Genomic DNA, 24,548 nt, shown 5'->3' with positions numbered 1-24,548 from the left:
GTCAGCTGGCCGGGTCGGGCACTTGCTGGCCGAACGGCACGATGTTGTAGGACACCAGCGAGTTGGCCGTGTACTCGTTGGCCTTGTCGGCGATGGTGTGCCAGTCCTGGGTGGCCTGATCGAGCATCATGGCGTCGCGCCAGGCCGGCAGGCCGTCGAACTTGTCGGGGGTGAAGTTCTTGGCGATGAAGTCGAGGTTGGAACCGATGGTGGTCCACACCCCCAGTACTTGCTCCAGGTCCTGCTTGAAGGCCAGTGCGGCGGTGTTGGCATCGGCGGACTTGCTGTTGAAGGCGCCAAGGTCGTTCAGCAGGGTCATCTTCTTCTGCTCGTCGCTGGCCGCGTCGTCACGTTCCTGGCAGGCCTTGTTATAGGCGTCCCGGGCTTTTTTGGCCTGGTCTCCGAGCACCCCTGCGAGAGTGGCGGAAATGGGCCAGGCAAGGCCTGCGGTGAGCACCATGACGCCCACCGAAGTAGTCACCGCCGAGATGGTCAGGTCGCGCCACAGCTTGTAGGCCACATCGGCTTCATGCTGGAAGGTCTTCACATCTTCGGCGTCTGCGCCGATGGCGTCGTTGACGTCCTTGTAGAACTTCGACGAGTTGGCGGTGTAGGTGTTCATGGTGGTCACCGCCGGGTTCAGTTGGCTGGTGAACTGGGCCAGTTTCTGGATCAGGTCGTTGGTCAGGCTTTTCATGGTATCGGCGTTGGACTGCAGGCCGCCCGGGCCGACCAGGATCTGCGTGACCACTTCCTGCAGCTGGTTGGCCGGTACGGCGTTGAGCACCTGCATGAACTGCGCGAGGGTCTGGTTGTAGCTGGTGGCGGTTTGGTACAGCTTGGTGGCGAACCACACGATATGCACGTAGAGCTGGTCGGGCGCGGTGTCGGTCTGCAGGATCGCCGGGTTGCTGGCCAGTTGCTTGACCAGTGCCACCGGGTCGCCGAAGGTGGTGCCCAGCGCCTGGACGGCTTGCATGGCCGCCACGCAGCCCTTGACCTCGGCCTCGTCGCTGAAGGTGCCGTACTTGCTCTGGAAGTCGCCCACGGCGATGGGCAGCTGGATGGCCTGGGCGATGAATGCCTGCATGGTCAGCCAGTCCTTGGTGAACAGGCAGAACAGGGGAGGCGAGCCGGGGGTGGGGTTGGCCACGACGAGGCCGCTGGGTGGGGCGAGGGTGGTGACGGTAGTGTTGGCTGGCAGGGTCATGATCGATCTTCCTTGGTTGTGGGTTGATGAAACACGTGAACTTACTGATACCAACTTTCTAGGTGCGCAAGTGTGCGCGTCGACCCGCTCATTAATGATCGGGTCACCAGTTTTACCGGTTCAGGCATTATTCAAAGTGCACGCATCCAGCGGCACGCATTAGTGCGCGGGCCGTCAGTGCAAGTGCATATTGAAGGGGGCGAACCGAGGTTCGTCAGGCGCCCGGGGGTGGGGCGTTGGCGTTGTGCATGGCGGTGCTTCCTTGCGCTACGCAGGCGGTAGCCGGGAGCTGTAGTGTTGGCGCCGGCACCGATAATGGCAAGGTGCTATTTGCCCTATCGCATAGCTTGACGAGACATTTTAGTGGCGTAGCGAGACAGGCGTTATTTGCAATAACGGGGCTGTTTTTAACAGTAACAAGTTCGCTGCTTTTATTAGGGTTGGCTTTAACTTGGCAGCGTTTGATGAACTTTGTGCCTGTAACGCAAACGGCCCGCCTTGGGTGCAAGGCGGGCCGTTCGGTAGTGCAGTTAACGATCAGCGGCGGCGGAACAGCGGCAGCGGCTCGTCGGTGGCAGCTTGATAGGTTACCGAGAAGTCCTTCAGGCTTTGCAGCGCGTCTTCCGGGTCCTTGTCGGCACGGATGGCGAAGGCATCGAAACCGCAGCGGGCCATGAAGAACAGCTGGTCGCGCAGCACATCGCCGATGGCGCGCAGCTCACCCTTGAACTTGTAGCGGTCACGCAGCAGGCGCGCGTTGGAGTAGCTGCGCCCGTCGGTGAAGGCCGGGAAGTTCAGGGCGATGACCTGAAAGTGCTGCACGTCTTCGCCGATCTCTTCGGCTTCCTCGTCGCTGTCCAGCCACACGCCCAGGCCGCCGTCGCGGGCCTTGAGCACGTGGGCATGGTCGCGCCACATCTGCAGCGGGACGATGTAGTCGTCGCAGTTGGTCAGCTCGTCGAACGAGAAGTCCTTGGGCAGCAGGTGCCAGGTTTCGTCGACGATCTGGTTGTGCTTAATGATTCGCTGCATAGACGCGTTCCTTGAAGGGGTCGATGCCGATACGCTGGTAGGTGTCGATGAAACGCTCTTCCTCGGTACGTTGTTCCACGTACACGGCGATCAGCTTCTCGATCACGTCAGCCATGGCGTCCTGGGCGAAGGACGGGCCGAGGATCTTGCCCAGCGATGCATCGCGTGCGGCGTTGCCGCCCAGCGATACCTGGTAGAACTCCTCGCCTTTCTTGTCCACACCGAGGATGCCGATGTGGCCGACGTGGTGGTGGCCGCAGGCGTTCATGCAGCCAGAGATGTTCAGGTCGATCTCGCCGATGTCGAACAGGTAGTCCAGGTCGTCGAAGCGGCGCTGGATGGATTCGGCGATCGGGATCGACTTGGCGTTGGCCAGCGAGCAGTAGTCACCACCCGGGCAGCAGATGATGTCGGTCAGCAGGCCGATGTTCGGGGTGGCGAAGCCGTTTTCGCGCAGCTCCAGCCACAGTGCGTGCAGCTGGCGCTGCTCGACGTCGGCGAGGATGATGTTCTGCTCGTGGGAGGTGCGCAGGAAACCGAAGCTGTAGCGCTCGGCCAGGTCGGCGACGGTGTCCAGCTGCTTGTCGGTCAAGTCGCCCGGGGCGACGCCGGTGGGCTTGAGCGACAGGGTCACGGCAACATAGCCAGGGCGCTTGTGCGCACGGGTGTTGCGCGAGCGCCAGCGGGCGAAGCCTGGGTGCTCGGCGTCCTGGGTGCTGTACTCGAGGTTGTCCAGGGCCAGGTATTCAGGGTCGACGAAGTGGCGCGACACGCGCTGCACTTCGGCCTCGGTCAGGGTGGTGCTGCCGCCGCGCAGGTGGGCCATCTCGGCCTCGACCTTCTCGGCGAACACTTCCGGGGTGAGCGCCTTGACCAGGATCTTGATGCGCGCCTTGTACTTGTTGTCACGGCGACCGTAACGGTTGTACACGCGCAGGATGGCGTCGAGGTAGCTGATCAGGTCCTGCCAGGGCAGGAACTCGTTGATGAACGAACCCACCACCGGGGTGCGGCCCAGGCCGCCACCCACCAGCACGCGGAAGCCCAGCTCGCCGGCCGCGTTGCGCACCGGCTCCAGGCCGATATCGTGCACTTCGATGGCGGCGCGGTCTTCTTTCGAGCCGTTGATGGCGATCTTGAACTTGCGCGGCAGGTAGGCGAATTCCGGGTGGAAGGTGGTCCACTGGCGGACGATTTCACACCACGGGCGCGGGTCGACGATTTCGTCCGCAGCCACACCGGCGAACTGGTCGGTGGTGGTGTTGCGCAGGCAGTTGCCGCTGGTCTGGATCGCGTGCATCTGCACGGTGGCCAGCTCTGCCAGGATATCCGGGATGTCTTCCAGAGCCGGCCAGTTGTACTGCACGTTCTGGCGGGTGGAAATGTGGGCGTAGCCCTTGTCGTAGTCGCGGGCGATCTTGGCCAGGGTGCGGACCTGGCGTGCGCTCAACTGGCCGTACGGTACGGCCACGCGCAGCATCGGGGCGAAACGCTGGATATAAAGGCCGTTCTGCAGGCGCAGAGGGCGGAATTCTTCTTCGCTCAGCTCACCGGCCAGGTAGCGGCGGGTCTGATCACGGAACTGCTTGACGCGGTCCTCGATGATCCGCTGATCGTACTCGTCGTATACGTACATAAAAGTCCTGTCTCAGGCTGCATGCAGCTATTCGCGCGCACGGCCGCGCACTCCGGTTCGGAGCCGGGGAACGATAGCAGGTTGGGTTTATGCGCTAAAGTGATGTTTTTGCATATGAAAAGAACCAAACGGACTAAGTGAGACTGACTGGCATTTGTTCGGCAGCCAGGGCAAGAGGGTTATACTCCCGGGTTTGTTTCAAAGGGTGTAATCGCATGCTCAAGGCGCTGTGCCAAAGCTTGTGCCTGAGCCTGCCGCTGGCGGCTACCGCGCAGGCAGCCTCGGTGGTATTCCTCAACCCCGGCACGCCCAACGAGGTGTTCTGGGCCAGCTATACGCGCATCATGCAGGCCGCTGCCGATGACCTGGGCCTGAGCCTGCAGGTGCGCTACAGCGAGCGCAGCGCCGAGGCGGCCATGGCGCAGGCGCGGGAGGTTCTCGAGGGGCCGCAACGCCCTGACTACCTGGTGCTGGTCAATGAACTGTACGTGGCGCCAGAGATCATCCGCCTGTCCCGCGGCACCGGGGTCAAGCTGTTTCTGGTCAACAACGGCCTGACCGCCAACCAGGCGCGCAGCATCCAGGCCCAGCCCGACAAATATGCGCCCATACTCGGCACGCTCACCGTCAATGACGAGCAGGCCGGCTACCAGATGCTGCACCAGATGGTCGCCTTGCTGCCGCGCAACAGCGGCCCGGTGGACCTGGTGGCCTTTGCCGGGGTCAAGAACACGCCAGCCTCGCAGCTGCGTGAGCAGGGCATGCGCCGGGCCTTGGCGGACTTCCCCCAGGTGCGCTTGCGCCAGGTGGTATACGGCGGCTGGAGCCGCAAGCGCGCCCGTGAACAGGCGGCCATGCTGCTGCAGCGCTACCCCGAAACCCGGCTGGTATGGTCGGCCAACGACCAGATGGCGTTCGGCGCCATGCGTGCCTTCGAGGAGGCCGGCCGGGTGCCGGGCCGTGACGTGGTATTCAGCGCCGTCAACAGCTCGCCCGAGGCCCTGCGTGCACGCATCGAGGGGCGCCTGGGGGTGTTGATGGGCGGGCATTTCGCCTTGGGCGGCTGGGCCATGGTGATGCTGCACGACGATGCCCACGGCATCAACCTGGCCCGTGACGGGCTGCGCGAGCACCAGGTGCCGGTGTTGCAGTCGATCGATGCAAACAAGGCGCGGCGCTGGCTCAAGTTGCTGGAGCACGACGACTACGGTGTCGACTTCAAGCGTTACAGCGCCGAGGGCCGGCCGGCGAACTTCCAGTACCCGTTTCTTACGTCACCCGTCGACTATTGAAAGCCCCTGCTTGAGCAAAGGACATTGCTGGACTTAACTGCTGCTGGTGAAGTGCATTCCCATAATCACTACAAGAGGCAATGCAATGGGCAACTCTACCAAGGTCCGCAAAGCTGACAGCAGTGTCGACGCCTGGGCGATCCTGTGCCTGATCGTGCTGGTGGTGGTCACTGCCGTGTATTGGGTCAGCCACCAGTAGCCTTAGTTTCAAGACCGTGAAGCAAGCCGAACGCCCGCGGGAGGGAATCCTGCGGGCGTTCTCGTATTCGGGTTGGCCAGCCTCTGTAGGAGCCGGCTTGCCGGCGATAGGGCCAGGCCTGGAAACGCCAATTCTTGCATGGGTGCCGATGGCCCTATCGCTGGCAAGCCAGCTCCTACAGAGGGGCGGCGGTGCAGGGTCAGCGGGTGGTCAGGTGCATCGCCAACTGCACCAACCCCACCAGTACCAGGATGAACACCAGGGTGAACAGCGTGCCCATCACGATGAAGTGGCTGGCCTTGCCATGGGTAAAGTCGCGGGCGCGGTTCTTGCCGCTTTGCACACCAAAGGCGGCAGCGAGGATGCTGTGCAGCATTTGCCAGAAGGTCGGCGGTTTGCCTGGGGTGGGGTCGTCCATGCTTGGCTCCTTGAGCGCAGGGCAATCAGGGACAGTGTAGAAGGGGTAGGGCAGGGAGGCCGGCCATTACTCTCTGTAGGATCGCTGGACTCTGTGGGAGCGGGCTTGCCCGCGAACACTGGCGCAGCCAGTGCCATGCACTGCGGGGTGTGGCACGGGCTTTGCCCGTGTTCGCGGGCAAGCCCGCTCCTACAGAAATCACGCCTGCGTCTAGAGCTTCTGCAAGACAATTGTGCGATAACGCCCCGGGCCTTCAGGCAAACTCGAACGGCGCCAGCTGAAAGCCTTGCTCGTCCACCTGCAACGCCCAGCCACGTCGGTCCCAGTCGCCCAGCACGATGCGCCGGGCCGGCTCGCCCTCGACCACCAGCTTGTGAATCGCCGGGCGGTGGGTGTGGCCATGCACCAGGGTGCGCACGCCGTGGGCGGCCATGACCTTCGGTACTTCTTCAGGGGTCACGTCGACGATCTCGGTGGCTTTCATGCGCGTCTGCGAGCGGCTCTCGCTGCGCAGCTTGCGGGCCAGCTTGTGCCGGGTGGCCAGCGGCAGGTGCCGCAGGACCCACAAGGTCAGCGGATTGCGCAGGTAACGGCGCAGCTTCATGTAGCCCACATCGCGGGTGCACAAGGTGTCGCCATGCATCAGCAGCACCTGTTCGCCGCCCAGTTCGACCACACTCGGGTCGGCCAGCAGGGTGCAGCCGGCAGCTTCGCAGAAGCGCTGGCCGATCAGGAAATCGCGGTTGCCGTGCATCAGGTAGATGGCCGTGCCGCTGTCGCTGAGCCGGCGCAGGGCCTGGCAGATCGACTGCTGGAACGGCGTCATGGCATCGTCGCCGATCCATGCCTCGAAGAAGTCGCCAAGAATGTACAGCGCCCGCGCGTGGCGCGCGCGGCCGTCGAGCAGATCAAGAAACGCCCGGGAAATGTCCGGGCGTTCTTCTTGCAGGTGCAGATCGGAGATCAGCAGGATCACTCAATGATCTCGGCTTTCTCGATAACCACGTCGTCCTTCGGTACGTCCTGGTGGCCAGCCTTGGAACCGGTGGCGACTTTCTCGATGGCGTCGACCACTTCACGGCCTTCGATCACTTCGCCGAACACCGCGTAGCCCCAGCCCTGCACGTTCTTGCCGCTGTGGTTGAGGAAGTCGTTGTCGGAGGCGTTGATGAAGAACTGCGCCGAGGCGGAGTGCGGCTCCATGGTGCGGGCCATGGCGATGCTGTACTTGGTATTCTTCAGGCCGTTGTCGGCTTCGTTCTGGATGCTGGCGCGGGTTTTCTTCTGGCCCATGCTGGCGTCGAAGCCGCCGCCCTGGATCATGAAGCCCTTGATCACGCGGTGGAACACGGTGCCGTCGTAGTGGCCATCTTTAACGTACTGAACGAAGTTCTCAGTGGTCAGCGGGGCTTTTTCGGCGTTCAGTTGCAGGACGATTTCGCCGTGGTTGGTGCTCAGTTTGACTTTGGACATGCTTAAGTTCGCTCTCAAGGCATTCGGGAATAGGGTGCGCAAGGCGCTCGGGTTACCTGACGCATGGCCAGGCGACCGCGACACATGCCAGTGGCGCGCGGCGGCCATTGTGCCGGTTTCGACCCGCGGCGGCGACAAAATGCTGCGACAAATCACGTCAGATTGTCCGCACGCGGCTGTCGGCGGCTTGACTGCTTCGGCTATGATAGGCCCTTTGATTCAATCGGCCTACCCGGCCGGCTACCAGCATTCAAGGACACTATGAGCAAGCCCACTGCCGAAAACGCGCCCAACGCCGCTGCCAAAGGCGCCCCCGCCGTCCCTGCGAACTTCCTGCGGCCGATCGTCCAGGCCGACCTGGACTCGGGCAAGCACAGCAGCATCGTCACCCGTTTCCCGCCAGAACCGAACGGCTACCTGCACATCGGCCATGCCAAGTCGATCTGCGTGAACTTCGGCCTGGCCAAGGAGTTCGGCGGTGCCTGCCACCTGCGTTTCGACGACACCAACCCGGCCAAGGAAGACCAGGAATACATCGACGCCATCCAGCGCGATGTGAAGTGGCTGGGCTTCGAGTGGGCGGGCTCGGTGCGTTACGCCTCGGACTACTTCGAGCAACTGCACGACTGGGCCGTCGAGCTGATCAAGCGTGGCAAGGCGTATGTCTGCGACCTGACCCCTGAACAAGCCAAAGAATACCGCGGCAACCTCACCGAGCCTGGCAAGAACAGCCCGTTCCGCGAGCGCAGCGTCGAAGAGAGCCTGGACCTGTTCGCCCGCATGAAGGCTGGCGAGTTCAAGGACGGCGAGCGCGTGCTGCGGGCCAAGATCGACATGGCCTCGCCGAACATGAACCTGCGCGACCCGATCCTCTACCGCATTCGCCACGCCCACCACCACCAGACCGGTGACAAGTGGTGCATTTACCCCAACTACGACTTCACCCACGGTCAGTCGGACGCCATCGAAGGCATCACCCACTCCATCTGCACCCTGGAGTTCGAAGGCCATCGCCCGCTGTACGACTGGTTCCTCGACAACCTGCCGGTACCGGCGCACCCGCGCCAGTACGAGTTCAGCCGCCTGAACCTGAACTACACCATCACCTCCAAGCGCAAGCTCAAGCAGTTGGTGGATGAAGGTCACGTACAGGCCTGGGACGACCCGCGCATGTCGACGCTGTCGGGCTACCGCCGCCGCGGCTACACCCCGGCTTCGATCCGCAACTTCTGCGACATGATCGGCACCAACCGCTCCGACGGCGTGGTAGACATGTCGATGCTCGAGTTCAGCATCCGTGACGACCTCGACCGCAGCGCGCCACGCGCCATGTGCGTATTGCGCCCGCTGAAGGTGGTCATCACCAACTACCCAGAGGGCCAGGTCGAGCAGCTCGAACTGCCGCGCCACCCCAAAGAAGACATGGGCGTGCGCGTGCTGCCGTTCGCCCGCGAGCTGTACATCGACCGCGACGACTTCATGGAAGAGCCACCGAAAGGCTACAAGCGCCTGGAACCGGCCGGTGAAGTGCGCCTGCGCGGCAGCTACGTGATCCGCGCCGACGAAGCTGTCAAGGATGCCGACGGCAACATCGTCGAGCTGCGCTGCTCGTACGACCCGGACACCCTGGGCAAGAACCCTGAAGGCCGCAAGGTCAAGGGCGTGATCCACTGGGTGCCGGCCGAGGGCAGTGTCGAGTGCGAAGTGCGCCTGTACGACCGCTTGTTCCGCTCCGCCAACCCGGAAAAGACCGAAGACGGCGGCAGCTTCCTCGACAACATCAACCCCGATTCGCTGCAGGTGCTCACCGGTTGCCGCGCCGAGCCTTCGCTGGGCCAGGCCCAGGCCGAGGACCGCTTCCAGTTCGAGCGCGAAGGCTACTTCTGCGCCGACCTGAAAGACAGCCAGCCGGGCCGCCCGGTGTTCAACCGCACCGTCACCCTGCGTGACTCCTGGGGCAGCTGAGGAACCACCGTGCTTAACCTTTACAACACGCTGAGCAAGACCAAGGAAGCCTTCAAGCCGCTCGATGGCAACAAGGTGCGCATGTACGTCTGCGGCATGACCGTGTACGACTACTGCCACCTGGGCCACGGCCGCAGCATGGTGGCGTTCGACCTGATCACCCGTTGGCTGCGCAAGAGCGGCTACGAGCTGACCTATGTGCGCAACATCACCGACATCGACGACAAGATCATTAACCGGGCCAACGAAAACGGCGAGTCGTTCGACGCGCTGACCGCCCGCATGATCGATGCGATGCACGAAGACGAGCGCCGCCTGAACATCCTCAAGCCGGACCTGGAGCCGCGTGCCACCGACCATATCCCCGGCATGCACGCGATGATCCAGACCCTGATCGACAAGGGCTACGCCTACGCGCCGGGCAACGGCGACGTGTACTACCGGGTCGGCAAGTTCGTCGGCTACGGCAAGCTGTCGCGGCGCAAGATCGAAGACCTGCGCATCGGTGCCCGCATCGAAGTGGGCGAGTCCAAGCAGGACCCGCTGGACTTCGTGCTGTGGAAGGGCGCCAAGCCCGGCGAGCCGTTCTGGGATTCGCCGTGGGGCCCTGGCCGTCCGGGCTGGCACATCGAGTGCTCGGTGATGTCCACCTGCTGCCTGGGCGAGAGTTTCGATATCCACGGTGGCGGCAGCGACCTGGAGTTCCCGCACCACGAGAACGAGATCGCGCAAAGCGAGGCGGCCACCGGCAAGCAGTACGCGGCCGCCTGGATGCACTGCGGCATGATCCGCATCAACGGCGAGAAGATGTCCAAGTCGTTGAACAACTTCTTCACCATTCGCGACGTGCTCGAAAAGTACCACCCGGAAGTGGTGCGCTACCTGCTGGTGGCCAGCCACTACCGCAGCGCCATCAACTACTCCGAAGACAGCCTGCGCGATGCCAAGGGCGCCCTGGAGCGCTTCTACCACGCCCTGCGTGGCCTGCCGCGGGTTGCCGCGCAAGGTGGTGAGGAATACGTCGAGCGCTTCAGCGTGGCGATGAACGACGACTTCGGCACCCCCGAAGCCTGCGCCGTGCTGTTTGACCTGGTGCGCGAAATCAACCGCCTGCGCGACAGCGACCCGCAAGCCGCCGCCGGCCTGGCCGGGCGCCTGCGTGAGCTGGGTGATGTGCTGGGTGTATTGCAGCTGGAGGCCGATGACTTCCTGCGCGCAGGGGCCGAGGGCAAGGTCGATGCCGCTGAAGTGGAAGCGCTGATCGCCGCGCGCCTGCAGGCGCGTGCCGACAAGAACTGGGCCGAGTCCGACCGCATCCGCGACCAGATCACCGCCATGGGCGTGGTGCTGGAAGACAGCAAGGGCGCGACGACCTGGCGTTTGGCTGACTGATCAACGTCAGTCAGTAAGAAGGGGCTGCTTTGCAGCCCTTCGCGGGTAAACCCGCTCCCACAGATATTGCGCTGGCCTGAATGGGGCGCAAATCCTGTGGGAGCGGGTTTACCCGCGAAGGGCCGCATGGCGGCCCCTTTTTATTTGGCTGGCCCCGCCAGCGGGCAATGCAACACCAGCTTCGCGCCACCCAGCGCACTGGCGCCCACCTCCAGCCCGAAGCCATGCAAGTCGACGATCGCCGCAACGATCGACAACCCCAGCCCGAAGCCCGGGTGGCGATGGCCTTCCTCGCTGCGGTAGAAACGCTTCAACACCGCCTCGCGCTCATCTTCTGGTATGCCCGGCCCGCTGTCCTCGATGGCAATGTGCACGCCGTCCTCGTCCTGCTGCGCCGCGATGCGTACCTGGCCGCCCTCCGGGGTGAACTTGATCGCATTGCCCACCAGGTTGGCCAGCGCCTCGAACAACAGTTCGCGGTCGCCATGCAGGGCTGCCAGGTGTTCGGGCTGCTCCAGTGCCAGGCGAATACCGCCATCCTCGGCCAGGGGCAGGTAGAAGTCGTGCATCTCGGCCAGCAGGGTGTGCGGGTCCAGTTGCTGAAAGCCGGCGCGGCGGCGGCGGTCTTCCAGCTCGCTGATGCGCAAAAGGCCACGAAAACGCGCCATCAGCGTGTCGGTTTCAGCGATCGCCTGGTCCAGCGCCTCGCCTTCGGCCGAGTCTGCGCCGCTTTGCTGGCGAATGCGGTACAGCTGCGCGCGCAGGCGGGTGAGCGGGGTGCGCAGGTCGTGGGCGATGTTGTCGCACACGCCCTTGACCTCGTGCATCAGCCGCTCCAGGCGGTCGAGCATGGCGTTGACGATGGCTGCCAGCATGTCCAGCTCGTCACGCCGGGCCGACAGCGGCAGGCGGTGAGTAAGGTCGCCCGAGACGATCAGCTCGGCCTGGGCCTGGATCGCGCGGATGCGCTTGAGCGGGCGCCGGCGTAGCAGGTACCAGCCGGCAAAGCCGGGTATGAGGGTTAGCGAAATGCCCCACAGCAAGGCATGCAGGATGATCCGGGTGACCACGAACAGCGAGCCGTTGTCGCGCACCAGCACCAGCCAGCGGCCATCCTGCACGCGGATCGCCACCGCATCGCAGCTGTTACGGGGCAGGCGCGGGTCGTCGGCGTCCAGGCAGCGCTTGAGTTCGTGGATCTTGCCGTCCAGGCCCAGGTCTGGCGGGATGGCGCGGATGCGCCCGCCAATCGGGTTGAGCTGCGGGTCGAACAGGCCGTAGGCGTCGAAGCTGCGCTCTTCGAAGGCCTGGCTTGCAATCAGTGCATCGTCCAGCTGCTTGCCGCTCATGTGGGTGAACAGGTGCTGGCGCTGCATCATCGAGTGGCGGGTGAGCTTGTTCAGGTAGCTGGACACCTCGAAGTACAGCACCCCCATGAGGATGCTGCTCCAGGCCACGAACAGGAAGCTGTACAGCGCCAGCAGGCGGCTGGTGGACGAACTCCAGCCCTTAGACGGGTTCGGCAATGGCATAGCCGGAGCCCCGCACGGTACGGATCAGCGGGGTCTGGCCGGGGGAGTCGATTTTCTTGCGCAGGCGGCCGATGTGCACATCGATCAGGTTGGTGCCCGGGTCGAAGTGGTAACCCCAGACTTCCTCGAAGATCATCATGCGGGTGATCACCTGGCCGGAGTGGCGCATCAGGTATTCCAGCAGCTTGTATTCGGTGGGCAGCAGGTTCAGCGAGTTGTCGCCGCGGCGCGCTTCGTGGCTGATCAGGTCCAGCTCAAGGTCGGCCACCTGCAGGCGGGTCTGGGTCATCGGCGTGCTGTTGCGGCGCAGCAGTACTTCTACCCGGGCGGCCATCTCGTCCGAGGCAAACGGCTTGGTCAGGTAGTCGTCGCCGCCGGCGCGCAGGCCGCGCACCCGCTCGTCCACGTCCGACAGCGCGCTGATCATCAGAATCGGCGTGGCGATTTTCAGGCTGCGCAGGGTGGTGACGATGGTCAGGCCGTCGACTTCCGGCAGCATGCGGTCCACGGTGATCAGGTCATAACCACCGGCAATGGCCTTGGCCAGGCCCTCGCGGCCATTGTCGGCCCAATCCACGTCCAGGCCGTGGCTGGAGAGTTCGGCGACGATTTCCTGGCCGGTGACGGCGTCGTCTTCAATGGTCAGTACGCGAGGCATGCTGGTTCCTGGGCTGCGAGTTGAGGCTTGATTGTGCCAAAGAATAGCCAAACGGCGATTTAAGAAAAATTCATCTGGGCCTGCAAGGCGCGCGCCAGGCGCTTCAGCTACCGGCCATGCACACCCGGTTGCGCCCGCCGCGCTTGGCTGCATACATGGCCTGGTCGGCCTCGGCCAGGGCATCTTCGGCGTTCAGCAGTGCTTGCTCTGGCTGGTTGAGGTACACCCCGATGCTGGCGCCGATCTGCAACTGTCGGCCCTCCAGGGTGAAGCAGGCGGCCAGGGCGTCGCACAATTTGCGCCCGATCTCCCGCGCCGCAGGGGCGCTGGCCACGGCACGGGCGATCACCACGAACTCGTCGCCGGCCAGGCGCGCCACCAGGTCATCGGCGCGCATGGCCGCCAGCATGCGCTCGGCGGCCGCTTGCAGCAACAGGTCGCCGGTTTCGTGGCCGTGGCTGTCGTTGACCTGCTTGAAGCCGTCCAGGTCGATGAAGTAAAGGGCGAAGGGCGCGCGCTGCTGCAGCAGGTAGTCCAGCGCCTGGAACAGCGCCGAGCGGTTCGGCAGGGCGGTCAGCGGGTCGAGGGTGGCCTGGTCGAGCAGGGTCTGTTCGCGGCGCTTGCGCTCGGTCACATCCAGCGACATGACGAAAAACCCCTCCACCACGCCATTGCGTACGTCCGGCACGTAGCTGGCGTGCCAGATGCGCGGGTCGTCCAGGCGGTAGCGCACGTTGTCGGCTTCTACCCGCTCACCGGCCAGGGCTTGGTTGAAGCAGGGCAACAGCTGTTGGTAAACCTCCGGCGCCAGCACGTCCTCGACCTTACGGCCTTTGAGGGCGGTGGGGTCGAGGCCGAAGATCTCCCGGTACACGGCATTGTTGAAGCGGTATTCCAGGTCGTTGCCAATCTGTGCGATCAGCACCGGCAGGTTGTCGGCAATCGCCTGCAGCGTCTGCTGGCTGCGCTTGAGCGCTTCGGTGCGCTGTTCCACCTGTTGCTCCAGGGTGGCCTGGTAGCGTTGCAGCAGGTGCTGGCGGCGCCGGCGTTCGCTGATGTCGCGGGCGAACACCACCACCTGCTCGGCATGGCCGTCTTCGCCGCGCAGCGCCGACAGGCTCAGTTCCACCCACACCGCACCCTTGAGCTGGCGGGCCATGCGCACTTCCAGCACGCTGGCCGGCTGCTGGCCGTCCAGTTGCGCCTGCCAGGGCTGCTGCAGCTTGTCGCGGTCCTCAGCCACCAGCAGCTCGGGCAGGTGCAGCAGCACCAGGGCTTCCGGGGCCACGCCGAGCAACTGGCTGAATTCGCGGTTGGGTTCGAGGATGCGCCCGTCGATACCCACCAGCGCCTTGCTGGTGGGGCTTTGCCGGAACACCTGGCGAAAGCGCGATTCGCTGCTCGCCAGGGCATTGCGCTGGGCCGCCTGCACCTTCGGCCCACCTTGCGCCTGGCTGCGTTGCAGCATTTGCTGCTCCACCAGCCGGGCCAGGTCTTTCAGGCGCTCGAGGGCCTCGCCGCTGAGGGTGCGCGGGCGGGTGTCGAGCACGCACAGGGTGCCCAGGGTCAGGTCGTTGGCAAAGCGCAGCGGGATGCCGGCATAGAAGCGAATGAACGGAGCGCCGACCACCAGCGGGTTGTCGGCAAAGCGCGCGTCGGCCAGGGCATCGGGGATCACCAGGGCGTCTTCGGCGTGCAGTGCGTGGGCGCAAAACGCCACGTCACGGCTGGTCTGTTCGGCGTCCAGGCCGTGGCGCGACTTGAACCACTGGCGGTTCACGTCCACCAGCGACACCAGCGCCATGGGTACGTCGAGCAGGCTGCTGGCCAGCCGGGTAATGCGGTCGAAACCTTCCTCGGGCGGGGTGTCGAGTATGTCCAGGCTCTGCAAGAAGCAAAGCCGCTCGGCCTCGTTGAGGGGGGAGGGGGCGATCTGCATGGGGCGCGCGCTCGTGAAAATCCTGATAGGCAACGATAGCGGCCTGGTGTGGCAGTGCAACCGCAGTGTCGCGGGGCGAGGCTCTCAAAGGCGCTGCAATGACCTGTAGGAGCCGGCTTGCCGGCGATCAGGCCGGGCCGCCGTAATGTTGTTCACTTAAGAGAGGCGTCGCCTGGGTTGGGGCTGCTACGCAGCCCATCGCGACACAAGGCCGCTTCCCACAGGTACTGCTCAAGGCTGCATTACCAAGCCATGCACAGTAGCTGTGGGAAGCGGCCTTGTGTCGCGATGGGCCGCAAAGCGGCCCCGGCAATTCTAAGTGAACAGCATTAGGGCAGCGTGCCGGGGTTTGCGGCCCGATCGCCGGCAAGCCGGCTCCTACAGGGGGTGTGCCTGCTTACCCGGTCAGGTGACCACCTGATAGCACGGCACATAGGCCGCACCGCCTGGCAGTTTCATCCGGTGCTGGTCGACGAAGGCCTGCAGCAGCCGGCCCAGCGGGTCGAGCACCGCCGCGTCGCCGCGGATCTGGTACGGCCCGTGCTCCTCGATCAGGCGGATGCCCTTGTCCTTGACGTTGCCGGCGACGATGCCGGAAAACGCCCGGCGCAGGTTGGCGGCCAGTTCGTGGGGCGGCAGGTCGCGGCGCAGGGCCAGGTTGGCCATGTTTTCGTGGGTGGGGTCGAAGGGGTGCTGGAAGCCTTCAGCGATCTTCAGCAGCCAGTTGAAGTGGAAGGCGTCGTTGCGCTCGCGGCGGAACTGCTTGACCGCCTTGAGCCCCTCGACCATGTGTCGGGCCACTTCGGCCGGGTCGTCGATGATGATCTGGTAATGGGCCTGGGCGGCTTCGCCGAGGGTTGCGCCGACGAAGGCATGCAGTTGCAGCAGGAACGGCTCGGCGCTGCGCGGCCCTGTGAGGATGACCGGGAACGGTAGGTCCTGGTTGTCCGGGTGCATGAGAATGCCCAGCAGGTACAGGAACTCTTCGGCGGTACCGGCACCGCCCGGGAAGATGATGATGCCGTGGCCGACCCGCACGAAGGCTTCAAGGCGCTTCTCGATGTCTGGCAGGATCACCAACTCGTTGACGATCGGGTTGGGCGCCTCGGCGGCGATGATGCCGGGCTCGGTCAGGCCCAGGTAGCGGCTGCCGTGCATGCGCTGCTTGGCGTGGGCGATGGTGGCGCCCTTCATCGGGCCTTTCATTACGCCCGGGCCGCAGCCGGTGCAGATATCCAGCTTGCGCAGGCCCAGCTCGTGGCCGACCTTCTTGGTGTACTGGTACTCCTCGGTGCTGATCGAGTGGCCGCCCCAGCACACGACCATTTTCGGCTCCACGCCCGGGCGCAGGGTGCGGGCGTTGCGCAGCAGGTGGAAGACGTAGTCGGTGAGGCCCTGGGAGCTTTCCAGGTCGATGCGCTGGCTGGCCAGTTCGCTTTCGGTATAGACGATGTCGCGCAGGGCGCTGAACAGCATTTCGCGGGTGCTGGCGATCATCTCGCCATCGACGAAGGCGTCGGCCGGGGCATTGAGCAGTTCCAGGCGTACGCCGCGGTCTTGTTGATGGATACGCACCTCGAAGTCCTTGTAGGCCTCGAGGATGGTCTTGGCATTGTCGACATGGGCGCCGGTGTTGAGGATGGCCAGGGCGCACTGGCGGAACAGGGTGTAGAGGCTGCCGGTACCGACTTCGCTCAGTTGCTGGACTTCACGTTGCGACAGCGTCTCCAGGCTGCCCTTGGGGCTGACGGAGGCGTTGATGACATTGCGTTGGGGCATCTAAGTCTTTCCTGTGCGGGTAAAACATCCTTCTTTGACAACACCATACAAGCAAATGTGCGGGGTAACGAGGGGGGCTTTGAAAAAGGCTGGGGGAGGGCTGGCATCCCTTCGCTCAACACTGGCGCTACAAAGGGATGCGTGGGAGCGGGCTTGCCCCGCGATGGCGTCGGTTCAGGTCTGATGCCATCGCGGGGCAAGCCCGCTCCCACGCTGTATGTGCCAAAGCGCTATCAGGCAACCTTGAACACATGCCGCAGGTAGGCGACAAAATTCTCGTCCCGGCACTGGGTCTTGCCCGGGCTGTCGCTGATCTTGGCCACCGGCGCGCCGTTGCAGGCGGTCATCTTGATCACCATGTTCATCGGCGCCACCCCGGGGATGTCGCAGGTGAGGTTGGTGCCGATGCCGAAGCTTACGTGGATGCGCCCGTTCAATGCCCGGTACAGCTCGAGCATTTTCGCAAAGTCCAGGCCGTCGGAGAAAATCAGCGTTTTGCTTTGCGGGTCGATACCCAACCGCTCGTAGTGGGCAATGGCTTTCTCGGCCCACACCAGCGGGTCCCCCGAGTCGTGGCGCAACCCATCGAACAGCTTGGCGAAGTACAAGTCGAAGTCCTGCATGAACGCGTCCATGCCAATGCAGTCGGTCAGCGCGATGCCCAGCAGGCCGCGGTACTCGCGCACCCAGCACTCCAGCGCCGCCGCCTGGCTGTCCACCAGCCGCGGGCCGAGCTGCTGGTGGGCCATGAACCATTCGTGGGCCATGGTGCCGATGGGCTTGAGCTCGTACTCGCGGGCCAGGTGCACGTTGCTGGTGCCGACGAAGCGCCCGGGGAAGTCGCGCTTGAGGATGTGCACCACTTCTTCCTGCACCCGGTACGAGAAGCGCCGGCGGGTACCGAAGTCGGCCAGTTGCAGGCCGGCCAGTTCATCGGCGCTGGCCTCGGCGCTGAGCCAGTCGAGCTTCTGGTACAGGCGCTCGCCGACCTGTTCGATCACCACATCGCGATAGCGGTAGCGGTTGCGCACCTCGCTGACGATGGCCAGCAGCGGGATTTCGAACAGGATCACGTGCAACCAGGGCCCGCGCACGCGGATCGCCAGCTGGCCGGCATCGTCCAGGCCCACCTGCACGTAGCGCAGGTTGAAGCGGAACAGGCTGAGAAAACGGATGAAGTCCGGCTTGATGAAGGGGATCTTCTCCAGGTAGGCGAGCTGGTCGAGGGTCACCGACACCTCGCCCAGTTGTTCCACCTGGTAGCGGATTTCGGCCAGGTACGGCGACAGGTCTTCGCTGTTGCGGCAGCGGAATTCCCACTCCACCTCGGCGTTGGGGTAGTTGTGCAGCACCGCCTGCATCATGGTGATCTTGTAGAAGTCGGTGTCCAGCAGGTTCTGGATGATTCTCGGGCCGAAAACGCTGTCGCTCATGGGCGAGCCTCCTTCAGGGCGGTGAGTTGGGTGTCCAGGGCCTGCTCGTCGGTGCACAGGCGGATGCCGGCGGCCTGCATGTCGTCGCAAGCGCTGCGGGCGCCGTCGGCTGTGAGGGCGGCGCAGGCCGGCAAGTAAAGCAGCACCTCGAAGCCGGCGCGACGCAGTTGCAGGGCGGTGGTCTTGACGCAGTAGTCCAGGGCCAGGCCGCCGACGATGATCGCCTGCACCTGTTGCACCTTGAGGTATTCGATGGCGCCGGTGGAGCGGCGTTCGGCCAGGTCGTGGTAGCAGGCGCCGTAGGGGTGCAGGTCGGGCTCGACACCTTTCCAGACGAAGTAGTCGTAGTCGATGGGGGCGGGCAGGCCGGGCAGCAGCTCGAAACCCGGGGTGCCGGGGACGCAGTGGCTGACCCAGGTCAGGTCGGCGTTGGCCAGTGCCAGCGGCTGCAGCATCTGCCCGGGCTCGGCCACCACCCAGGCGGCGTTGGCCGGGTGCGCATCCTTGCTGCCCAGGCGCAGTTGGGCGCGGCGGGCCATAACGTTGAGCGCCGGGGCGATCAGCTCGCCACCGGGTACCGGTAGCTCCTGCGCGGCGTTGCAGGTGAAGCCGTTCTGGGCGTCGACGTCAAAACTGGCGATTTTCATCTGGGGCGTCTCCTCGGCTGGAATGCGCACATAATCCACCTGGTGCATTAAGTGTGTCAAGCGCCATTCTGTGATGGATTTGCTACTTGCGCTATTTATTTGCCCTGGTGGAATATATGCAAGTTTTCAGAGGGGAGCCGCCAAGTGAGCACAGCAGAAGTTTTGGCCAGCGTGGACATTATCGCCCTGCGCCTGTCGCCAGGCAGCCAGCACCTGCAGGTACTGCTGCACCAGCGCGAGCGTGAGCCCCATATCGGGCAGTGGGCGTTGCCGGGTGTCATCGTCAATGGCCGCAGCGCCGACGCCAGCCTTGATGCCGCCGCTGCCAGGGCGTTGGCCGAGAAGGCGCAGGTGCAGCCGCAGCACCTGGAGCAGGTGGGCACCGAGGGCAATGCCGTGCGTGACCCGCGGGGCTGGTCGCTGAGCACCTACTACCTGGCCTTGCTCGACCCCGCCGCGCAGGTGCAGGGGCCGCAGTTGGCCTTTCACGACCTGGGCAGCCTGTTGACCGGCAAGCAGGCGCTGCCGTTCGATCATCGTTTGCTGCTGGAACGGGCGGTCGAGCGCCTGGCGGCCAAGAGTTTGTATACCAGCCTGCCGCTGTACCTGGTGGCCGAGCGTTTCACCGTACTCGACGCCCTGGCGGCGATGCAGGTGTGCCTTGGGCAGGCGGTCAATGGCACCTCGGTACGCAAGCGCCTGGAGCGGATGAAGGGTGAGGGCTGGGTGGAGGATACCGGCGAGAAGCACCAGCCACGCCTGGGGCGGCCGCAGCAGCTGTACCGGCATACACCGCGCGAGACGCGTGGGTTTGTGTTTGACCGCAGTCTGTTGGCGGGGGGGTAGGGCGGCACTGGGTCCACAAAAGCACTGTATTTGCGGGAGCGGTTCTGTGGGAAGCGGCCTTGTGTCGCGATGGGCTGCGAAGCAGCCCCAAAATACCGGCCTCATGCAGAATTGCTGGGGCTGCTTCGCAGCCCATCGCGACACAAGGCCGCTTCCCACAGAGTCGCGGCCGCTTTGAGGTAATCAGCTAGCCCTCGAATCATGTTGTTAAAAGGTCTCTACTGACTGGCCAACCGCCCAATCCGCTGCGCCAACCCCAGCACCGCCTCACTCAAGGTCTCCGGCGCCCGGTGCACCAGCCCGATATCGCGGTGGAACACCTGTTCGCCCAACTCAAGCGCCCGCACACCCTCGGGCCAGGCCGCCTGGCTGGCAGTCTGCGGCACCAGCGCCACGCCCACCCCCAGCGCCACCAGGCGCATGATCGCGTCCTGCTCGTCCAGTTCGCACTTTTCCTTCAACGGCAGGTGCAACTGGCGCAGGAAGCGGTCCACCTGGCGCCCGCCGAACGATGCCCGGTCGTAGCGAATGAACGGCTGGCTGGCCAGCAACTGCTGCCAGTCATCTCCGGGCACATCGGCTGGCACCAGCAGGCAGTAAGGCTCACGGGCCAGGGTGGTCCAGCGCAGGTCGCTGTGCAGGGTGAAGGGCGGGCGGATGATCACCGCCATGTCCAGCTCGCCGGTGTCCACCTGGTTGACCAGCTCCAGCGACAGCCCAGGCACCACCCGTGTGCGGCAGTGGGGGTAGTGCTGGTGGAAGTCCGCCAACGCCTGTGGCAGTTGCGCGCGCTGTACCGAGGCGATGGCGCCAAGGCTGACCAGCTGAACGGGCGGCGCGCCCGGGCTGCTATGGCCCAGTTCGCCATACAGGCGCACCAGCTCCTGGGCCTGCAATAGCAGTTGCTGGCCACGCCGGTTCAACTGCGCCGAACGCCCGGTACGGTCGAACAGGGCAAAGCCCAGCTCGCTCTCGAGGCGCTGCATCTGTGCACTGACGGCGGCCTGGGTCAGGCCGATGCGCTGCCCGGCAGCGGCGAAGGTGCCGTCGCGGGCCACGGCGATGAAGGTCTTCAGCTCGCGAATCAATTAACAAATTTCCTTTGTGCTTATTACAAAATCATATTGTTTTTTTTATTGCTCGGCGAACCGTAGCATTTCTCCCATCAGCGCTCACACCCCATCCCAATAACAACCTGGAGTCACCTGATGAGCCTTTCGCCGTTCCACCTCGCCATCCCCGTCTACGACTTGCCGGCCGCGCGCACCTTTTACCGCGACGTGTTCGGCCTGGAAGAAGGCCGCTCTGCCCAGCAGTGGGTGGACTTCAACTTCTACGGCCACCAGTTGGTAATTCACGAGCACCCCAAGACCTCGTCCCAGGAGCATGTGCACAGCAACCCCGTGGATGGCCACGACGTGCCGGTGCCGCACTTCGGCATCATCCTCGAGTGGGCGCAGTGGGAAGCCCTGGCCGCGCGCCTGACCGCCGCCGGCATGAAGTTCGTGATCGAACCCTACATCCGCTTCAAGGGCCAGGTGGGCGAGCAGGCCACCATGTTCTTCTTCGACCCCTGCGGCAACGCTCTCGAATTCAAGGCCTTCAAGGATATCGGCCAGCTGTTCGCCAAGTGACCCCTGGCGCGCCGGTTCCGGCGCGCCTTCTGCTAGCTGTGCTGCTGCCTGGGCAAGCACTCCATAACTACAAGAAGGCTAGACATGAAACGCATACCCCTTGTGTGGCAAATCCTTGCCGGGCTGCTGCTCGGCGTGCTCGTCGGCTGGTACCTGAACACCCACCCGCAGTACCAGCAGTGGGCCAGTGCCGAAATTCTCAAACCCCTGGGCGACATTTTCATCAAGCTGATGAAGCTGGTGGTGGTGCCGATTGTCTTCTGCTGCATGGTCCTGGGCATTGCCGGCGGCGGCGACAACCGTTCGTTCGGGCGCATGGGCGTCAAGGCGCTGGGTTACTTCTTCGTCATCACCACCTTGGCGATCATTCTCGGCCTGTGCCTGGGCAACCTGTTCCAGCCGGGCACCGGTACCGAGATTGCCGGGCTGAGCGGGCAGGGCGCTGCAGTGCACCTGGACCCGCCCAAGGGCGCGCTGGTGGTGTTGCAGAACATCGTGCCGGACAACCTTTTCGTGGCCCTGGCCGAGGCCAAGCTGTTGTCGATCCTGCTGTTTGCCGTGCTGTTCGGCATGGCCCTCAACGCCTTGCCGGGCGAGCGCAGTGCACCGGTGCTGGCTGTGGTGCAAGGCGTCAGCGACGGCATGTTCAAGGTGGTCAGCTACGTGATGGCCTACGCGCCGCTGGGGGTGTTCGGCATGATCGGCGCCACCGTGGCGACCTTCGGCTTTGCATCGCTGTTGCCGCTGCTCAAGCTGATCGGCGTGGTGTACCTGGCGCTGATGGTGTTTGCCTTGGTGTTTCTCGGCGGTGTGTGCTGGCTGGTGGGCGAGAACCTGTTTGCTTTGATCCGCTATTTGCGTGATGAGCTGGTGCTGGCGTTTTCCAGCGCGGCGTCGGCGGCAGTGATGCCGCAGTTGATGACCAAGCTCGAACGGCGCGGCGTGCCACGGCGCATTGTCAGCTTCGTAGTGCCGATGGGGTATGCGTTCAACCTCGACGGGGCGTCGATCTTCCTTGGCGTGGCAACGGTGTTCGTGGCGCAGTTGTATGGCATCGATCTGTCGTTGACCCAGCAGATCCTGCTGGTGGTGACCATGGTGCTGACGTCCAAGGGCGCTGCCGGGGTGCCTGGGTTTGCAATCATCATTCTTTCGGCGACCTTGGCGTCGGCGGGCTTGCCGTTGGAAGGTGTGGCGTTGATTGCCGGGATTTTCCGGGTGATCGAGGGCGGCACCACTACCTTGAACGTGCTGGGCAATGCGATTGCGCCGCTGGTGGTGGCGCGGTGGGAGAGGGTTGAGCTAAGGCCTTTGGCTGAGTGAGGTTTTGGGTTCGGTCGGGGCCGCCAGGCCCTGACACAAACACCTTGGAAGTGGTGACCCTAAGCCCCGAACCCGCCCTTCACCGCAATTCAACCTCCGCACACAACCCCCCCTCAACCCGATTCCTCAACACCAAACTTCCCCCCATGGCCTGGGTCAGCTGCTGGGCAATCGCCAAGCCAAGCCCCGTCCCACCGGTACTGCGGTTACGCGACCCTTCAACCCGGTAAAACGGCTTGAGCACCTCGTCCAGCTCGTCCTCGGGAATGCCCGGCCCGTCATCCAGTACCCGAATCCGCGTCACCCCGTTTTCACACCCCACCTCCAGCTGCGCGGCGCCAGCGAACTTCAGGGCATTGTCCACCAGGTTCACCAGCACCCGGCGCAGGGCATGGGGGCGGGTCTGCAGGGGTGCTGGCACGCTGCCCTGGCGTTGCACCTGCGCGCCACTGTCCTGGTAATCGAACACCAGGCTGTCGAGAAAGGCGTCCAGGTTCACCCGGCAAGGCGCCTCGGTACCGCTGTCCATGCTGCGCGCATAGGCCACGCCCTCGCGTACCAGGTGCTCCATGGCATCCAGGTCGTGCCACAGTTTGTCTTTCTCCTGGCCTTCGTCCATCTGCTCGACCCGCAGCTTCATGCGCGTGATCGGCGTTTGCAGGTCGTGGGAAATCGCCGCCAGCAGTTGCATGCGTTCTTTCAAATAGGCGCCGATGCGTGCCTGCAGGGCATTGAACGCCACCGCTGCATAGCGCACTTCACGCGGGCCGCTCTCGTCCAGTTGCGGGCCCGGGCTGTTCGGGTCCAGGTCGTCAAGCGCCTTGACCAGCCGGGTCAACGGGCCAATGGCCAGGCGCACCGCCAGCCAGGTGCACAGCATCAGCACCACCAGCTGGATCAACAGCACAGCCGGCAGCCAGGTGGCCACCGGCACCGGGGCCGGGGTCACGTCGATGGTCAGCGGTGCGCCATCGGCCAGGCGCAAATGGGCCTGGAAGTGCGCGTTGGGGCCGGGGATTTCGAGGAAAGTCAGGCGGTAGCGGTCACCAATGGCCTTGACGATCGACTCGGCGGCCATGGGTGCATCTTCGCTGGGCATGGCGTCCCCGGGCAGGCCGTCGTCCAGGCGGTAACGGTAGGTGCGCCGCTCCAGGCGCGGCAACCAGCTTGCGCGTTCGGCTGCCGGCAGGCGGTCGAGGATGGCCACCGAGGTGGACACGTCCAGCTCCAGGTTGCTGAGCATCATCGAGCGGCTGCTGACATAGCGCTCGTAGGCCTGCAGGCTGAACGACAGGCCGTAGGCCAGCACTAGCCCTGTGAAGAAGATCAGCGCCAGGCGCGAGGCGAGGGTGCGGGGCCACTTCATGCCGGAGCCTCCAGCAACTGCACCGCCAGCGAGAACACATAGCCTTCGCTGCGCACGGTCTTGATGCAGGTCGGCTCGCGCGCGTCGTCGCCCAGGCGCTGGCGCAGGCGGCTGACCAGCAGGTCGATGGAGCGGTCGAAGATGTCTGCCTCGCGGCCTTGGGTGAGGTTGAGCAATTGCTCGCGGCTGAGCACCCGCTGCGGGTGGTCGAGGAATACCCGCAGCAGGCGGTACTCGGCCCCGGACAGCGCCACCAGGGTGCCTTCGGTGTCGAGCAGGTGGCGCGCGGTGGTATCCAGGCGCCATTGGCCGAAGGCGAGCAGCCGGCTGCTTTCGCTGATGGTCAGGTTGGGTGGCAGCATGCGTGTGCGGCGCAATACCGCATTGATGCGGGCCAGCAGCTCGCGGGCCGAGAACGGCTTGGTCAGGTAGTCGTCGGCGCCCATTTCCAGGCCGATGATGCGGTCGGTCTCGTCGTTGCGCGCGGTCAGCATCAGCACCGGCGTGTTGCGGTGCTTGCCGGCGCGCAGCTCGCGGCACAGCAGCAAGCCGTCATCGCCGGGCATCATGATGTCGAGCACGATCAAGTCGACGCTGTTGTTCTCCAGGAACGCACGCATTTGCCGGCCGTCGGCGACGATGCTGGTGCGCAGGCCGTTCTTCTTCAGGTAGTTGCCGACCAGTTCGCGGATTTCGCGGTCGTCATCGACGACCAGGATGTGATCGACATGTTCCATCGGGTGTTGTCCTTGTTGGTGTGGGGTGGGCGCAGTG

Annotated in this window: 21 protein-coding genes; 6 read left to right on the top strand and 15 right to left on the bottom strand. The window is 64.3% G+C overall.

Annotation, left to right across the window (positions count from 1 at the left end; translation table 11 throughout):
• Position 1: 1 nt before the first annotated feature.
• From ACI2KK_RS07095 to ACI2KK_RS07085, 3 genes are all read right to left on the bottom strand, one after another.
• Positions 2-1,210: an alpha-xenorhabdolysin family binary toxin subunit A gene (locus tag ACI2KK_RS07095; protein WP_404668402.1), complete on the bottom strand. Its 1,209-nt coding sequence runs from the start codon at positions 1,208-1,210 to the stop codon at positions 2-4.
• 537 nt (positions 1,211-1,747) lie between these two features.
• Complete coding sequence (locus tag ACI2KK_RS07090; RefSeq protein ID WP_217843046.1) at positions 1,748-2,242, bottom strand: DUF934 domain-containing protein; 495 nt, start codon at positions 2,240-2,242, stop codon at positions 1,748-1,750.
• Positions 2,226-3,878: a nitrite/sulfite reductase gene (locus ACI2KK_RS07085; RefSeq protein ID WP_404668401.1), complete on the bottom strand. Its 1,653-nt coding sequence runs from the start codon at positions 3,876-3,878 to the stop codon at positions 2,226-2,228. The genes ACI2KK_RS07090 and ACI2KK_RS07085 overlap by 17 nt, the downstream gene beginning before the upstream one ends.
• Before the next feature lie 215 nt (positions 3,879-4,093).
• On the opposite strand from ACI2KK_RS07085, the gene ACI2KK_RS07080 reads away from it, so the two are divergent.
• A complete protein-coding gene (locus ACI2KK_RS07080) occupies positions 4,094-5,170 on the top strand; it encodes an ABC transporter substrate-binding protein (RefSeq protein WP_404668400.1) in 1,077 nt (358 codons plus the stop codon).
• A gap of 398 nt (positions 5,171-5,568) precedes the next feature.
• Here ACI2KK_RS07080 and ACI2KK_RS07075 read toward each other — a convergent pair whose 3' ends face one another.
• The 3 genes from ACI2KK_RS07075 to ACI2KK_RS07065 all read right to left on the bottom strand — a co-directional run bounded on the left by ACI2KK_RS07075 (position 5,569) and on the right by ACI2KK_RS07065 (position 7,260).
• A complete protein-coding gene (locus ACI2KK_RS07075) occupies positions 5,569-5,787 on the bottom strand; it encodes a DUF2970 domain-containing protein (protein ID WP_404668399.1) in 219 nt (72 codons plus the stop codon).
• A 253-nt stretch (positions 5,788-6,040) separates the two neighbouring features.
• Complete coding sequence (locus tag ACI2KK_RS07070) at positions 6,041-6,763, bottom strand: UDP-2,3-diacylglucosamine diphosphatase (protein ID WP_404668398.1); 723 nt, start codon at positions 6,761-6,763, stop codon at positions 6,041-6,043.
• Positions 6,760-7,260, bottom strand: a complete 501-nt coding sequence (locus tag ACI2KK_RS07065) for a peptidylprolyl isomerase (protein WP_404668397.1) — start codon at positions 7,258-7,260, stop codon at positions 6,760-6,762. The genes ACI2KK_RS07070 and ACI2KK_RS07065 overlap by 4 nt, the downstream gene beginning before the upstream one ends.
• Before the next feature lie 261 nt (positions 7,261-7,521).
• On the opposite strand from ACI2KK_RS07065, the gene ACI2KK_RS07060 reads away from it, so the two are divergent.
• The gene (locus ACI2KK_RS07060; RefSeq protein ID WP_404668396.1) at positions 7,522-9,225 is read left to right on the top strand and encodes a glutamine--tRNA ligase/YqeY domain fusion protein; all 1,704 of its coding nucleotides are present in this window, start codon (positions 7,522-7,524) and stop codon (positions 9,223-9,225) included.
• Between the two features lie 9 nt (positions 9,226-9,234).
• Complete coding sequence (gene cysS, locus ACI2KK_RS07055) at positions 9,235-10,617, top strand: cysteine--tRNA ligase (protein ID WP_217843053.1); 1,383 nt, start codon at positions 9,235-9,237, stop codon at positions 10,615-10,617.
• 140 nt (positions 10,618-10,757) lie between these two features.
• Here cysS and ACI2KK_RS07050 read toward each other — a convergent pair whose 3' ends face one another.
• The 6 genes from ACI2KK_RS07050 to ACI2KK_RS07025 form a co-directional block, all read right to left on the bottom strand.
• Complete coding sequence (locus ACI2KK_RS07050) at positions 10,758-12,149, bottom strand: sensor histidine kinase (RefSeq protein ID WP_404668395.1); 1,392 nt, start codon at positions 12,147-12,149, stop codon at positions 10,758-10,760.
• The gene (locus tag ACI2KK_RS07045) at positions 12,127-12,807 is read right to left on the bottom strand and encodes a response regulator transcription factor (RefSeq protein WP_217843055.1); all 681 of its coding nucleotides are present in this window, start codon (positions 12,805-12,807) and stop codon (positions 12,127-12,129) included. The genes ACI2KK_RS07050 and ACI2KK_RS07045 overlap by 23 nt, the downstream gene beginning before the upstream one ends.
• A gap of 103 nt (positions 12,808-12,910) precedes the next feature.
• Entirely contained in the window at positions 12,911-14,746 is a 1,836-nt protein-coding gene (locus tag ACI2KK_RS07040; protein WP_404668394.1) for a diguanylate cyclase domain-containing protein, read from the bottom strand.
• A 405-nt stretch (positions 14,747-15,151) separates the two neighbouring features.
• Positions 15,152-16,525: a nucleotide 5'-monophosphate nucleosidase PpnN gene (gene ppnN, locus ACI2KK_RS07035; RefSeq protein WP_217843057.1), complete on the bottom strand. Its 1,374-nt coding sequence runs from the start codon at positions 16,523-16,525 to the stop codon at positions 15,152-15,154.
• A gap of 233 nt (positions 16,526-16,758) precedes the next feature.
• Positions 16,759-17,958 (bottom strand): nicotinate phosphoribosyltransferase, encoded by a 1,200-nt coding sequence (gene pncB / locus ACI2KK_RS07030; protein WP_404668393.1) that lies wholly within the window; start codon positions 17,956-17,958, stop codon positions 16,759-16,761.
• Complete coding sequence (locus tag ACI2KK_RS07025; RefSeq protein ID WP_404668392.1) at positions 17,955-18,605, bottom strand: nicotinamidase; 651 nt, start codon at positions 18,603-18,605, stop codon at positions 17,955-17,957. Before ACI2KK_RS07025 ends, pncB begins: the two co-directional genes overlap by 4 nt.
• Positions 18,606-18,749: 144 nt before the next feature.
• Here ACI2KK_RS07025 and ACI2KK_RS07020 point away from each other — a divergent pair, with 144 nt between their 5' ends.
• Entirely contained in the window at positions 18,750-19,451 is a 702-nt protein-coding gene (locus ACI2KK_RS07020) for an NUDIX hydrolase (RefSeq protein ID WP_404668391.1), read from the top strand.
• 218 nt (positions 19,452-19,669) lie between these two features.
• Here ACI2KK_RS07020 and ACI2KK_RS07015 read toward each other — a convergent pair whose 3' ends face one another.
• Positions 19,670-20,539, bottom strand: a complete 870-nt coding sequence (locus ACI2KK_RS07015) for a LysR family transcriptional regulator (protein WP_404668390.1) — start codon at positions 20,537-20,539, stop codon at positions 19,670-19,672.
• 120 nt (positions 20,540-20,659) lie between these two features.
• Here ACI2KK_RS07015 and ACI2KK_RS07010 point away from each other — a divergent pair, with 120 nt between their 5' ends.
• A complete protein-coding gene (locus ACI2KK_RS07010; protein ID WP_369990971.1) occupies positions 20,660-21,085 on the top strand; it encodes a VOC family protein in 426 nt (141 codons plus the stop codon).
• 84 nt (positions 21,086-21,169) lie between these two features.
• A complete protein-coding gene (locus tag ACI2KK_RS07005) occupies positions 21,170-22,408 on the top strand; it encodes a cation:dicarboxylate symporter family transporter (protein ID WP_404668389.1) in 1,239 nt (412 codons plus the stop codon).
• Positions 22,409-22,487: 79 nt separating this feature from the next.
• Here the strand turns inward: ACI2KK_RS07005 and ACI2KK_RS07000 are convergent, their stop codons facing one another.
• Together ACI2KK_RS07000 and ACI2KK_RS06995 are read right to left on the bottom strand one after the other, a co-directional pair.
• Positions 22,488-23,774, bottom strand: coding sequence for an ATP-binding protein (locus ACI2KK_RS07000; protein ID WP_404668388.1), 1,287 nt, complete (start codon positions 23,772-23,774; stop codon positions 22,488-22,490).
• Positions 23,771-24,511: a response regulator gene (locus ACI2KK_RS06995; protein ID WP_404668387.1), complete on the bottom strand. Its 741-nt coding sequence runs from the start codon at positions 24,509-24,511 to the stop codon at positions 23,771-23,773. The genes ACI2KK_RS07000 and ACI2KK_RS06995 overlap by 4 nt, the downstream gene beginning before the upstream one ends.
• Positions 24,512-24,548: the final 37 nt, after the last annotated feature.

The organism is Pseudomonas sp. NPDC089406, assembly GCF_044900265.1.
In the GTDB taxonomy this organism is placed as follows: domain Bacteria; phylum Pseudomonadota; class Gammaproteobacteria; order Pseudomonadales; family Pseudomonadaceae; genus Aquipseudomonas; species Aquipseudomonas fakonensis.
This window is presented reverse-complemented; position numbering and strand designations above follow the sequence as displayed.

Excerpts from the sequence above, each read along its gene's own strand:
- ACI2KK_RS07010 (WP_369990971.1), top strand. The coding sequence starts at position 20,660 with ATGAGCCTTTCGCCGTTCCACCTCGCCATCCCCGTCTACGACTTGCCG.
- ACI2KK_RS07040 (WP_404668394.1), bottom strand. The coding sequence starts at position 14,746 with ATGCAGATCGCCCCCTCCCCCCTCAACGAGGCCGAGCGGCTTTGCTTC.
- ACI2KK_RS07080 (WP_404668400.1), top strand. The coding sequence starts at position 4,094 with ATGCTCAAGGCGCTGTGCCAAAGCTTGTGCCTGAGCCTGCCGCTGGCG.
- ACI2KK_RS07050 (WP_404668395.1), bottom strand. The coding sequence starts at position 12,149 with ATGCCATTGCCGAACCCGTCTAAGGGCTGGAGTTCGTCCACCAGCCGC.
- ACI2KK_RS07060 (WP_404668396.1), top strand. The coding sequence starts at position 7,522 with ATGAGCAAGCCCACTGCCGAAAACGCGCCCAACGCCGCTGCCAAAGGC.
- ACI2KK_RS07065 (WP_404668397.1), bottom strand. The coding sequence starts at position 7,260 with ATGTCCAAAGTCAAACTGAGCACCAACCACGGCGAAATCGTCCTGCAA.
- ACI2KK_RS06995 (WP_404668387.1), bottom strand. The coding sequence starts at position 24,511 with ATGGAACATGTCGATCACATCCTGGTCGTCGATGACGACCGCGAAATC.
- ACI2KK_RS07005 (WP_404668389.1), top strand. The coding sequence starts at position 21,170 with ATGAAACGCATACCCCTTGTGTGGCAAATCCTTGCCGGGCTGCTGCTC.
- ppnN (WP_217843057.1), bottom strand. The coding sequence starts at position 16,525 with ATGCCCCAACGCAATGTCATCAACGCCTCCGTCAGCCCCAAGGGCAGC.
- ACI2KK_RS07090 (WP_217843046.1), bottom strand. The coding sequence starts at position 2,242 with ATGCAGCGAATCATTAAGCACAACCAGATCGTCGACGAAACCTGGCAC.
- ACI2KK_RS07075 (WP_404668399.1), bottom strand. The coding sequence starts at position 5,787 with ATGGACGACCCCACCCCAGGCAAACCGCCGACCTTCTGGCAAATGCTG.
- ACI2KK_RS07095 (WP_404668402.1), bottom strand. The coding sequence starts at position 1,210 with ATGACCCTGCCAGCCAACACTACCGTCACCACCCTCGCCCCACCCAGC.
- ACI2KK_RS07085 (WP_404668401.1), bottom strand. The coding sequence starts at position 3,878 with ATGTACGTATACGACGAGTACGATCAGCGGATCATCGAGGACCGCGTC.
- pncB (WP_404668393.1), bottom strand. The coding sequence starts at position 17,958 with ATGAGCGACAGCGTTTTCGGCCCGAGAATCATCCAGAACCTGCTGGAC.
- ACI2KK_RS07025 (WP_404668392.1), bottom strand. The coding sequence starts at position 18,605 with ATGAAAATCGCCAGTTTTGACGTCGACGCCCAGAACGGCTTCACCTGC.
- ACI2KK_RS07000 (WP_404668388.1), bottom strand. The coding sequence starts at position 23,774 with ATGAAGTGGCCCCGCACCCTCGCCTCGCGCCTGGCGCTGATCTTCTTC.
- ACI2KK_RS07045 (WP_217843055.1), bottom strand. The coding sequence starts at position 12,807 with ATGCCTCGCGTACTGACCATTGAAGACGACGCCGTCACCGGCCAGGAA.